At 45.3% G+C, this 13327-nt stretch carries 8 protein-coding genes; 7 read left to right on the forward strand and 1 reads right to left on the reverse strand.

What is annotated here, in order from left to right:
- Window position 1 precedes the first annotated feature (1 nt).
- The 4 genes from IEY34_RS08855 (at window position 2) to IEY34_RS08870 (ending at window position 7889) form a co-directional block, all read left to right on the forward strand.
- Window positions 2-1741: a type 2 periplasmic-binding domain-containing protein gene (locus IEY34_RS08855; protein WP_189010411.1), complete on the forward strand. Its 1740-nt coding sequence runs from the start codon at window positions 2-4 to the stop codon at window positions 1739-1741.
- Window positions 1742-1754: 13 nt separating this feature from the next.
- Entirely contained in the window at window positions 1755-2669 is a 915-nt protein-coding gene (locus tag IEY34_RS08860) for an ABC transporter permease (RefSeq protein ID WP_189010413.1), read from the forward strand.
- Between the two features lie 22 nt (window positions 2670-2691).
- On the forward strand, window positions 2692-3600 hold the full coding sequence (locus IEY34_RS08865) for a carbohydrate ABC transporter permease (RefSeq protein ID WP_229757538.1): 909 nt from the start codon (window positions 2692-2694) through the stop codon (window positions 3598-3600).
- 83 nt (window positions 3601-3683) lie between these two features.
- Window positions 3684-7889, forward strand: coding sequence for a glycoside hydrolase family 98 domain-containing protein (locus IEY34_RS08870; RefSeq protein ID WP_189010415.1), 4206 nt, complete (start codon window positions 3684-3686; stop codon window positions 7887-7889).
- A gap of 84 nt (window positions 7890-7973) precedes the next feature.
- Here IEY34_RS08870 and IEY34_RS08875 read toward each other — a convergent pair whose 3' ends face one another.
- The gene (locus IEY34_RS08875) at window positions 7974-9485 is read right to left on the reverse strand and encodes a cellulase family glycosylhydrolase (protein ID WP_189010417.1); all 1512 of its coding nucleotides are present in this window, start codon (window positions 9483-9485) and stop codon (window positions 7974-7976) included.
- A gap of 314 nt (window positions 9486-9799) precedes the next feature.
- Between IEY34_RS08875 and IEY34_RS08880 the strand changes: the two genes are divergently transcribed.
- The 3 genes from IEY34_RS08880 (at window position 9800) to IEY34_RS08890 (ending at window position 13257) form a co-directional block, all read left to right on the forward strand.
- Window positions 9800-10168, forward strand: a complete 369-nt coding sequence (locus IEY34_RS08880; protein ID WP_189010419.1) for a hypothetical protein — start codon at window positions 9800-9802, stop codon at window positions 10166-10168.
- Between the two features lie 49 nt (window positions 10169-10217).
- Window positions 10218-11258 carry an SGNH/GDSL hydrolase family protein gene (locus IEY34_RS08885; protein ID WP_189010421.1) on the forward strand — a complete coding sequence of 347 codons (1041 nt, stop codon included), beginning with the start codon at window positions 10218-10220 and terminating at the stop codon, window positions 11256-11258.
- 310 nt (window positions 11259-11568) lie between these two features.
- Window positions 11569-13257, forward strand: coding sequence for an amylo-alpha-1,6-glucosidase (locus IEY34_RS08890; RefSeq protein ID WP_189010424.1), 1689 nt, complete (start codon window positions 11569-11571; stop codon window positions 13255-13257).
- Window positions 13258-13327: the final 70 nt, after the last annotated feature.

A 13327-nucleotide genomic window follows, 5' to 3' on the forward strand; every position in this document is an offset into this window, starting at 1 on the left:
AATGCGCAAGCAGAAGAAAATGTTTAGTACGATCCTCACATGCACGGTTATGATCACGATGTTGGCAGCCTGCTCCAAGAGCACACCCGATGCTTCAACCGCTCCTGCCTCCAATGCTCCAGCTACCGCAGCCCCAGCCAGTTCAGCGCCCACAGCTGCTGTTGATCAAGATGCCCTATATTTCGGCAAATATGATCCTCCGATTACAATTACCACTGTTAGAAGAACGGTACAGGGCGCAAAGTACAAACCAGGTGATTCTGCCGATGAGAACAACTGGACCCGCTTGCTAAAAGAGCACGGTATTATTATTAAAACACTTTGGAGTCAGGATGCGAGTGAATTCGTTAATAAAATGAATGTGTCTATTGCTACAAGTGATATCCCCGAATTGATCCCTCAAATTAATTCGACGCAAGCCAATACGTTGATTGCAGCTGATGGAATATTAGATATGAAGCCTTATCTGGATAAATATCTTTCTCCGCAGGCTAAGCAATTTTTGTACTCGGATCCAGCCATGATGAGCGGTTTGATGAAGGATGGCAAACAATTATTGATGCCTAGCGGTGCGGCTGAGATTAGACAGGATGCGAAGTCACTTTATATTCGTAAGGATTGGCTGGATAAATTAAAGCTGCCGGTGCCGACCACGTTGGAACAATTCCGCCAAGTTTCGGATGCCTTTACACATCAGGATCCAGACGGGAATGGCAAGGACGATACCTACGGCTATGGGATTGCCGGTAAAGATAACCTGATTCTGGATTGGGGCGGATTAGGCGGATTCTTTGAAATGTATAAGGTACAGCCAGGCCCTTGGTATGACGGAACCTTATTCTTTGAGAAGGATCCTTCCGGCAAAGCGATATGGTCTGGTGCCAAGCCAGCTATGAGAGATGCTTTATCGACCTTGCAAGATATGTACAAAAAGGGCGAGCTCGCCAAGGATTTCGGCACGGTCGATGCCGGCGGCAAACTGTATCAAGATATTATAGGCAGTAAAGTGGGCATGTTCGATGGCAGACCTTGGATGCCGAATTGGCCCCTACCCGACTTGAAATCGAAAGTTCCGACTGCTGAATTCATTGCTGTGAATTTCCCTAGCGCAGATGGAGCGCCAACAAAGCCGTATGGCTACATTCCAGGAAATGTCTACAAAGCAGTTTCCAAAAATACAAAGCATCCTGAAGCAATTGTACAAATGATCAATCTGTATGTAGAAAAGTTATTTGGTAAAACAGCAGAGCCAGCGAAATATAACAGTATTGATGTGAATGATGCTGGCAGTCAGCACTGGGCGGCACCCTTCATTTTGGAAGACCTCTATGTGAATTCGAAGAATTACACAGCGATTTCTGCAGCGATCAAATCAAAGGATGCATCCAAGCTTGATGCGCTGCAAAAAGGGTATTACGACGATATCTTAAAATACCAAGCAGATCCTAAATATATTGTAGGCTGGTCTGCCAATCAAACGTATAGTGGAGCAGAGAATACCATCGGCAAACATTATTATGAAGATTTGAAAGAGTCGGATATAACGAAAAACCTGTGGTTTTCTTTCCCGACATCAACGATGGCTGCCAAGGCGCCAACCTATAAGAAGATGGCGGAAGAAGCAATTACCAAAATTATTTACGGCCAATTGCCTATTACCGACTGGGATAAGACAGTAGCAAGCTGGAATAAGCTTGGCGGCGACGAGATTCTGAAGGAAGTTCAAAGTCAAGTGAAATAAGGGGAGAGTAGGAATGAATCGTTCCAGGTTCAAAAGAGAACTTCCACTGTACGCGATGTTAGTCATCCCGGCAATGATCGTCATTTTATACAGCTATTTGCCTATGCTCGGATTGGTCATGGCCTTTCAGGAATTTATACCATCCAGTCATGGATTCCTTTACTCCATTCTTCACTCCAAATTTGTTGGATGGGGCGTGTTCAGAACATTATTTACGATGGAAGATACGAATAGAGTCATATATAACACCTTTTTTATTGCAACGTTAAAAATCATTTCAAAGCTGCTCTTTCCTTTAATTTTCGCACTTCTGCTAAATGAAGTATTGTCTGGTTGGTTTAGAAAAACCGTTTCTACGATTACCTATTTGCCATTTTTCTTGTCATGGGTCGTATTAGGCGGCATTTTATTGGACTTTTTCTCCCCTCAGGATGGCGCATTCAATCATTTCTTGCACCTGATTCATATTTCACCTACCTTTTTTTTCGGTACAGCAAGTCAATTTCCATATGCGATTGTCATCACCGATTTATGGAAAGAGATCGGTTTTAATACCATCATTTTCTTGGCGGCATTAACGGCGATTGATCCATCGATGTATGAGTCAGCAATTATGGATGGAGCGGGCAGATGGAAGCAGATGCTGTATATTACACTGCCTTCCATAACCTCAATCCTTATTCTTGTTGGGATTTTAAGCTTAGGGAACATCCTGAATGCAGGGCAAGATCAGCTGCTGACCTTGTATAGCCCTGTTGTCTATTCCTCTGGAGATATTATTGATACGTTTGCTTACCGGCAAGGGATCAAGGAGGGACAATTCAATATCGCAACGGCTGTGGGGCTTTTCAAATCAGTCATCTCTTTTGTAATGATTTCATGTTCCTACCTTCTTGCCAATAAATATAGTGATTATCGAGTCTTCTAAGAAAAGAAGGAGGTTTGGATGGGTGAAGGTGTCACATCACAGCGTGAGTTATGAACACAAAACGTTCAGTAGAAAAGTGTTTGTCTTGTGCAACTACACATGGCTATCCCTGCTTACATTCATTAGTTTCATTCCAATCTGGAATATTTTATCGATGTCATTCAGCGATAATAAGTATGTCAGTGCAGGAGAAATATTTCTATGGCCCAAAGGGATTACGTTCTCGGCCTACACCTATATTCTCAATAATCAAGCATTCTATCACGCTTTGTTAATCTCTATAGAACGAACTGTGCTTGGCGTTCTTATCACCATGATTTGTACGATTCTAGTAGCCTATCCCTTATCTAAATCCAAACGGGATTTTCGGGCGAGAGGTTATGCCGTGTGGTTTTTCCTGATTACCATGTTATTTAATGGGGGACTAATCCCTTGGTTTATGATGGTAAAATATACTGGATTATATAACACAATGGGGGCTCTCGTGATTGTTCCTGCCGTACAAGTGTTCAATATCTTGTTATTGATGAATTTCATCAAAGATCTTCCGAGAGAAATTGAGGAATCGGCTTTTTTGGATGGAGCGGGACATTTCCAATTGTTAGGGAAGATTATTTTGCCATTATCAATGCCAGCTATTGCCACGCTGATCCTTTTCACTTTCGTTTTTCACTGGAATAACTGGTTTGATGGCCTGTTGTTTATGACAAGCAAAGAAAATTATCCTATGCAGACGTATTTGTATACGGTATTAACCGTTCCCGATACAACGCATATGACGACCGAAGAAATTAAGATGTTCTATAACTTAAACCAACGTTCCATTAAAGCTGCGGAAATTTTCATTGCGACCTTGCCTATCTTAATTTTGTATCCTTATTTACAGAAATATTTCACCAAAGGTCTTGTGCTAGGTAGTGTTAAAGGTTGAGTCCAATGAAAACACCAGAAGGAGGTGATTAGTTCTTTACTTACTGATTGTCTTACAAACCTATTACTGAAGGAGGAAGAGGAATGGTTAAAAATTGCATAATCAAAGTAAGCATGTTGATGCTAAGTTTTATTCTGGTATTTGCGGTTGCCGTCCCGTTGCTTGCACCGGTTCAAACCGCTCATGCTGCAGTTCCCTTGCGCAAGGTGATCGATAACAATCATCCGCTTTTTGTTATGCAAGTTGTCATGGGCCCCAATACGAATGGTGATCCCGCCTTCCGCAGAGACAACAATAAGAAATGGGATGTGAAGCAAGCATGGGCTTCCGTACCGGATGATGTGAAGCCTTATGTGGCCTTTGTGCTGCATCCCGGCCATAACAGTTGGATGAACACGGACGATGCGCGCAAATGGGTGGAAGATAACATGAAGGAGGGCAAGGATTTAAACATTCCTTTGTTCGTTCTTTTTGGAGAATCTCCTACCAAGGATACATCTAGTCTTACTGGGTATGCATGGTTAGAGCAATTATTTCAGAAATATCCCAATATGATGGGGACTGCTGTGTCGGAATTAACGGGTGTGTCCGGCAGTATTCCTTCCTTGCTTGCGATGGAGAGTCAATATGGAGGCTTCCATATTCAATCTTCCATGGAAGATACCGATGTATTCGCTAATAAAATGCAAACGAAATCATACTACGACTCCGTCGCGATGTATAAAGACAACTTCATCTACTCACCGAAGCAAATTCACAAAAATATAAATAAAATGGCAGGTGAAGCGGAAGGCTTCTGGCTGTCGGGAGCCGCTGGCAACTGGGGACCTTATTATGACAGCTACGCATTCTATGGCTGCGGGGCTTTCGGAGTCAATACGAACGGTGGAGGGAAAAGCGAAAAATGCCGCCGGTCTGTTCCGGAAAATTTATATGCCATGAATATGCTGGATCAGTATCAAATGGGGGCGACGGTCTACCATTTTGAGAATCAGTTGGATATTCCGGCCTTAAACGATGCTTATACACCGCTCTTTTCACAATCCATTCTGCCAACGATGCGATATATTATTCAGCATCCGGCACCGAGCAAAGCGCAGGTAACGAGTCAAATCAAAGTAGCATACTCGGCCTCCCAGGGTTTGATGACTGCATTAAACGATAATGATGGCGGAAGAGCTATGTTGTATGAAGGTTTATATGAGAATCCGCCGGATTATCTAAACCAGCAAGGTCTGTATTATTTACCTCGAACGACTGGAAGGTATTATGTGATTCCGCAGTTTTCTGCTTCTGCACCTGCGTCGGCACTGACACCTTTTGCGAATGTGTTGACCAAGTCATCCTATGAGAGTCAATTTAAGACAATTCCAGATAAAGTCGCTTATATGAACAGCAAATACCCAGCGACATATACAGGTGATGCTTTTGCACAGAAAGTCAATAATCAGTGGTTGGTGTATAACAGTAAATATACGACAAATACGTATCAGAATGCTTTTCTACCCCTTAGTGCAGGATCTGCATTCAAAGAAATTGACTTTACGGATATCACCCCTCATTCCTATGCGCTGGTGGAAGACGGCTCTACCAGTCTCCAAGTTGAGCTGAATAATTACCGCACGGATCACACGCAAGACTTGTATGTGCCAGGCGGTGATCGAGGTCTCGATTTCACCGATTATTATGAGGCTTACAGCTTTGTGCCGGATCCGAAAGACAGTTCGCTTCGTCTGGATACCATCAAAGTGAAAACAAGCAATAAACCCGTATTAACGATTTCCGGGTATGATCAACATTATACGTATGCGGAAAGCTTTGATTCCGCTGCTGATGTCTACACGTTATCCGTCAATCATAACGGTCCCGTTCATATTCAATTAGATACAGTAGCAGGTGATGGCAGCGGGTGGACGCTTGCTGATGACGGCGATGCGAATATCATCTATACGGGAACATGGACGAATTCAGGAGCAGCCGACGATTATCAATCGACGTATCGCACCAGCTCAGCCGCTAATGCTTCAGCGCAATACAAATTCTTCGGAACTTCTGTAGAATGGCTGGGAAGAACCACATCCAGCGGGGGAACTGCGGATGTCTACATCGATGGCGTACTTTGGGCCAAGGATGTCAGCACGAGCAGTGCAGCGCCACAGAGTGGGCAAGTTTTGTTTAGCAAAACAGGTCTTTCCAACTATACCCATACGATTAAAATCGTGAATAAAAGCGGTACGATAGGTGTGGATAGATTCTCCTATGCAGCGGCTGAAACACCAATGCCTAAGGCTCTTAACCTGAATGACTTCAGCTTTGCAACTGCGGAGAGCGATCAGGATAACCAACTCGGCTCTGAGCACTGGACGATTACGAATGGCAATATGAAGGGCGAGCCATGGGTCGGGCCTTGGGGCGCAGATGAATTAGTCTATAACAAGAAACAGAAATATGCTGATTTCACCTATGAGCTTGACGTGAATACGTCCATTGGAACGCCTGTACGGGCAGTATTCCGCGGAGATCCTATGGCCGGCACCTCGTATTCGCTCTTCCTTGATCCAACGAACTGGAACGTATTCAAGGATGCGACGAATGAACAAATTAAATTATATAAGGATGATCATACGCTTCTAGCTGCCTCAACGGCGTTAACTCTGGCTACAAACACATGGTACCATATCAAAATCGTAGCAACAGGCAGTCAAATTCAATGTTATATCAATAATACCCTTGTCATCACCAAAACCGACACAAGCTACTCAACCGGTTATACTGGTGTGAAAATCAATTCGAACATAGGTGGAAAGAACGATTTTGTTTATTTCGATAATCCGAAAGTAACGGTAAACGGAACCGTTTCGTATTCATCTGATTTCAGCAGCTGGTCTACCGCAGCCGATTGGGTTGGAGACGGTGCCATGGTGTTCCCGAATTGGCCAGTACGCACAAGCTTTGAGTTTCCTTGGCAATGGGCGTCTACCGGCAATGGCACATGGGCGGTTCAAACGGATGATACGATTCGTACCAGCGGGGAAAGCGGCATCTATACAGGAACCTCCAATGCAGGAACAACGAGTCAGGTTTCTGCCGGAGATGCGAACTGGTCGGACTATATCTACAGCTCCATGGTGAAATTCAAGACAGGAAGCGTCTATGATGCTAGTCTGCGCTTCCGCATTCAGGACACGAATAATCAGTATGGGCTTACGTTGGATGGCAATAGTAACCGCGTGAAATTATCGAAACAAGTTGGTGGTACATGGTCAACCATCTCAACTGCGAACGGAATTACCTTTGCCCCGGAGAAATGGTATAACGTTGCGGTTCGTGCCATTGACGATTTTATTTCTGTCTCCGTTAATGGCGTTACCGTTCTGCAAGCGAATGACAGCACGTATAAGACGGGGAAAGTTGGCTTAGCGCTTTACAATGGAACAGCAGCTAATTTTGACGATGCTTGGTTGGCACAATTAAAGGTTGATACCAGTGTCGATGTTCCGTTGTCTTCTCTTTCTGTAACATCTGGTTCCAGTACGATAACTACGAATGATGGGAATTTGCAAATGAGCGCTGCGCAATCACCAGCCAATGCGACCAATTCCGACTTTACTTGGGCCGTATTCGAATCTGACGCCGTAACGCCAACTACAAAAGCTACGATTGACGGCAAAGGTTTATTACATGCATTAAATAATGGAACGGTGTCGGTTGCAGCCCTATCCAACGATGGTTCTACGATTAAAGCATGGAAGAACATCGTTATCTCGGGTCAAACAGTCGGTAATCCGATTGTGGCGATAGACCCGGTATCCGTCATAACGGTCAAAGATACGCTTCCAGCTTTGCCAAGCACGGTGAAGGTCCGCTATAACAATAATACAACGGGTACAGCGAATGTCGTATGGAATACGGTAACCAGCTCGCAGGTTGCTTTATCAACGACGCCATATGCAAACGGACAATCGCAAGGGAAATTTACAGTTAGCGGCACAGTAACCGGAACGGGCTTGAAGGCGACGGCTTATGTGGTGGTTACGCCCAAAATAACTGGTGGTCTTGCGGTTACACAGAATGTGACGCACGGTGTACTTACCACAACTCCTTACACCTACACGACGCTTACCTTCGATTGTGGCGGTGGTACGACTTTCAATGGCATCAGCCGGTTAGTCTGGTGGGATACGTATGTGAATACGTCAACCATGACGGCAGGGCAGAATATTACTGTGCAGGGTACGCTTGATGCGCTGCCATATCAAAAAGTAACGATTACGATTCATGCTAATTAAATAAAATTTTGCGATGCTTCCTTCCATATAACCAAACGATCGGCGATTCCATTCCAGGAATCGCCGATCGTTTGGTAAGTAAGGTTATTGCTGGATAATTTGAATATCATCCGCGTAAAATTCAGCTGAAGCATCGCCTTTCCAAATAAACACCGTGCCATCTGAGAAATCCGATGGCGTTGTGAAGACGATTTGATTCCAAGACCAGTAGGAACCACCTGTGTAAGATAGAGTTTGCTGTGTCACCGAACCGGATAGCGTCGTGTACTTAACGCCAAGATCGGCTTTGCCATATCCCCAGGCCATGAGCTTGTAAGTTGTGTTCGGACGCAGACCGATATTTTGGCCGGCACCGCCCGTCGCCCCTGAACTAATCTTAATGGCTTTGGCTCCGTTCTTAACAATCGACGTGCTAACAGACGCTTGCCCCCAGTTATTCCAATAGGTCAAATTATCTTCAAAGAAACCATTATTCATGATGGGGAAATTGTGTTGGGGTACAGGTGTGCTTAACGAACTTCGGTTATCATCCCAAATCAAGCTGCCCATCCAGGTCAGGTTGGATGGTTTGACGCCATCTGTGCGATTAATTTCGTAACCGCCTCCACTGGTTGATCCTGTAGTCATATTGAAATTATCATCGCCCTCGCTTACCCAATGCCACGCAACTCTGCCGATATGATTCGGAATGGCTACGTTGAGCACAGCCTCCATAGCTAAGGCTGTAGAAGCGTTAGAGCCGCCATACTCCCCAATAATGACAGCCAAATTCTGATTATGTGCTTGTGTCATATAATTGTTCAATCGCGTTGCGCCATTACTCCAATTGTCGTAGGGATGAAGCGAGAAGATAAGATTCGAGTATTTATTCTTCAGATAGGCGCCTTGTGAAATGATGGCACTATCCGAATTCCCGCCAAGATAGCCGTTTGCTTGTCCCCAATTGTGTTCATCGACAACGATAATATTTTGAGCCCCTGCAGCTCGGATAGCACCAATAATGTCATCATGGAAGTTTTTCCATTTGGTGATCGAATCGGCATTTGAATAGCTTCCTAGTCCAGGTTCATTGGCAATATTAAACCAGACATAGGGATTATTTTTATACGTATTCGCAATATTAACCCACCAATCTTTCATCTCCTGCACCGAAGGAATCCGGCTTCCGCCAGAATCATAAGTGACGCTGCTTTCTGCCCAAGTGCCATAGATGTCGTGGTTTTCAATCATGGATACGACGCCTTTGGCTGTAAATGCATTCACAATGGCATTCATATCCATATTGTTGGCCACACCATACTGAGCCATCCGTGGAAAGGTGTTGATACGTACCGTATTGAATTTCCATACATTGGAGATTAAAGTGGCATCTTGTGTTGTTTCACGGGTATAAGGCCATCGCGGACCGTTAACATTCACACCTTTGACGATAAATTCATTGCCGTTTGGATCATTGATCGTGGTGCCATTCACTACGAATTTGCCTGTGCCCGCTGCGTGGGCAGTCGTACTTGTAATCAAAGAGAACGGGACAATCAATAGGGCAGCCAACACCACCAGGATGCTTCTTGCATACGCTTTCAAGCTTGATTTCAATTGAATTTCCTCCTTTAGAATGAAGATCAGATACCAATGAGTTAACGGTAAGACTTACCTCCTTCCGTTGAAGTGATAACCAGCAAATTGGATTGAAGGTTATACCTTTAAAGTAACATAATGGAAGATAATTCATGGTTAGACAATGTGATGCCAATGGTAGGGGAAATGTCTACATTTGATATTGATGTCTGCATGTGGAAGGGGCACTTTCACTCGAATGTCCTACCTTCAGCAATCTGATGTCTCTCTCGGACATTCCAGGTAGCCACCTATAATGGATGTCAGATCATCATGTGAAAAGAGGGTGTACCATGAGTAAAATGTACGTCAATGTTATTCATCGAGGGGATCGCGGTGCCTTGACGAGTCGTGACGATTACTTTGCTTCACATCCTGCGAATGTGATGAGAGCGAAGGCAAATGATGGACCGAATAGTCCGTATATGCGCCGTTTTATCGATCAATGGATTGAGCAGAAGAATTACAATGGCTTCGCCTATTACAGTGTATTTGTTAGCACGCTGTGGGTTGTGCCTGACAATATCTTCGTCGACGCCGTGAATCACTCACGTGCGATGTATATCGATTCCCTGCAATATTTAAAAGAAAAGAGAGAACGTGGCGAAGTCGACTTTGTGACGATGTCCGAGTTTGCCGATGTGTACAATCGCATTCCGTAATGAGAAGTACAAGCTCTACAACAAGTAAAACAAGGAAGGGGTGGCAACGTTGATCTATAATAATCTGGCCTTTCATAATGTGACTGAACTTACCCCGGTCGGCCAAGGCACGGCGGTGCAGCTGTGCCGCATTCCCACGGAATTGCGTCTTCAACTGCACCCATTCGCACATGACTCGGGTCTGAAGACGGGAGGTGTGGAGATTCGGTTCCACATGATAACCGATCGCGTGACCTTACACCTTGAAGTATTGAATGCCGGGCAATTAACGAGCGAGCATACGGTTGCCCAGGTGTATCATGGCACATTTCAGGAAACATCGCCGCGTATTCTTGGCACGCATGTGACAGAAATCGTGATTGAACGCCCTGGTGAACTCGCTTTAATGAAGCAAATCGCGGACGAGGAAAGGCTTGTGTTTGCGCCGGATCTTGTTCGTGTCATATTGCCCTATGAGAGTCAGATTGCATTCGTGCGTGTTGAAGGGGAAACTGAACCGCCAAGAGCATGCAGTGTACCGGACAAACGGCTGCTAGTCTATGGTTCTTCGATCTCGAATGGTGCATCCGCGGTTCGTCCAACGGGTTCATACGCCATGCGAACGGCTGCAGGGCTGCAGGTGGATCTGCTGAATGTATCCTTTGCGGGGGGCGCGATGGTCGATGCTGTGATGGCTGATTATTTGGCTGCATTATCCAACTGGCATGCGGCTTTCATTGAGCTCGGGATTAATATGATTTGGGATGTTGGGCAAGGAAGACCAGGCTCGCCAGACGAATTCCGGGAGCGGGTTGATTACTTCATTTCCCGAGTAGCGGATGCACATCCAGACAAATGGATTTTCTGCACCGATCTTTTCACCTTCAAAGGAGATGTGAGTCAGGGAGAAGATCGACTTGCCTTCCGTTCAGCCGTAGCCGATAAAGTGAAGCAAATGAATAGATCCAAGCTTGTCTATATTCCGGGAACGGACCTATTAACGAGAGCGTCGCTGCTGACATCTGATTTAATTCATCCTTCGGAAGAGGGTTTAATGGAGATTTCAGATCGGTTAATGGACATCATTCGGATGTATGGGTCTTTTGAATAAGCTTGTGACAGGAATTCCCACACTTGAAAGGGATTCACTCCATCCGATACGATGAGTTGTCCCGCTAGACAACGGATGATTCGCAAGAAAGCAAGCAAGGAAGGATGATTGTCATGAGTTTCAACCAAGCTTGCTCCAAATCATATCAGGATTCGATTTATATGCAGGCAAAATAAGCAGATTCCCAAAAATCGAACGATTTTCCACTACATTCGTTCGATTTTGCTACGTTTCAGATGACAATTCCTTCTATACTAAATGTAACTAATTTATGCACGTTCAGAATCGACACATAGAGGGAGGCATCACCATGCAAGTAGATGTGTCCAGAATCGCGTGGAGCTATCCAGGTTCCTACTACGCTTTTTCGCAAATGTCTGCCTATCAGGACGAGCCTGAGGGGCTATATATAAGAACACTTCATAAAGATGTGTATCGTTCACGTATTGCCAGATTTGTTGTGCTTCATCAGGGACAAGTGATTCCCTATCGCGAAGAAGCGACGGCGACGAGTTTATCACTATATTCTGATTTCGGCAGTGTTAAGCTTATTTTCGAAGGCACGAATACCATTCAGTTCTACGGAGAGAACGTAGGGCTGGGTGTGGAGTTTATACGAGCTTCACATGTCGTTCCTGCAGGATATCATCAGTGTGATGTGAACTGTGACGGGCAGCGTGAACGCGTGAGATTAACTATGCTGCAAGGGGAAATGGCTATTGAATCACCGTGGAACCGAGATAACGCTGACTATGTTCATGTTCGATGCGAGGCACGGCCGACCGATTCAAGCTTTGAAGGTGTGTTCGAGCTGTATCGTGACAGCATCGTTTGGCCGGCGAGAACGTATCCTTCCTTCGCAGAGAGTCTTGCTGGCGTGGAAGCGACATTCGCGCATTATCTGGACGCGGCGCCTAAGCTGCCAGAGCACTATAGCGATACAAGAGAATTAGCAGCTTATGTCAATTGGATGAGTGTGGTGAAACCCTATGGACATATCCAAAGACCAACGATGTATGCTTCCAAGAATGGGATGAGCGGGATATGGAGCTGGGATCATTGCTTCCACGCGATGGCTGTAGCGGAGCAGGATCCAAAGCTTGCTTGGCATCAATGGATGACGTTGTTCGATCATCAAGATGCGTTTGGGGCGCTGCCCGATACGATTTCAGACGGGTATATCATTCGAAGCTATGTGAAACCGCCGATTCATGGATTTGCCTTGCAATGGATGATGACCCATACAGACGGTATTACGAAAGACATGCTGGCAGAAGCCTATTCGCCTCTAAGTAAATGGACCCATTTCTGGTTGAAGTATCGGGACAGCGATGACGATGGTATTCCGGAATATCATAATGGCAATGATAGCGGCTGGGATAACAGCACGATTTTCTATGATGGCATTCCACTCGAAAGTCCAGATTTGTCGACCTATTTAATCATTCAAATGGAGACGTTAGCCAAGATCGCCCACCAGCTTGGGAAAGTAGAAGAAGGCAGGCAGTGGACGCAGCAAGCCGATCAATTACTCGCCAACATGTTGGAACACTTCATCGTTGGTGGAGTGCTTCGTGCCAAACGTTCAGGCAGTCATGAGGTCGTCGACAGCAAATCACTCATCATGTTCATTCCGCTCTTGTTAGGCGAACGATTGCCGAAATCAATCCGAGATCGTATGATAGAAGAATTACAAGTAGAAGGAGCATTCCTAACGAAATACGGTCTATCCAGCGAACGCTTGGATAGTGACCGATATGAAGAAGATGGGTACTGGCGAGGGCCAATTTGGGCACCGCCCATGTTCATCCTTTCGCATGCGCTTCGTGAGATTGGCGATATTACTTTTTCGCGTGAGTTGGCTCGAAGATTCTGTGATCTTGTGGCGCTAAGCGGGATGGCGGAGAATTTCCAAGCAGGGACAGGGAAGCCTCTTCGAGATCCGGGTATTGTATGGACGTCGAGCGTATTTTTATTACTTGGCAGTAAATACTTGTGAGATAGGTAGGGAAATCATTTAGGGGATGTCTCCTGGTTATGTGAGCCTTGTTGAGGAAGGACCACGTAGC

The organism is Paenibacillus marchantiophytorum (assembly GCF_014640555.1).
Classification (GTDB): Bacteria; Bacillota; Bacilli; order Paenibacillales; family NBRC-103111; genus Paenibacillus_E; species Paenibacillus_E marchantiophytorum.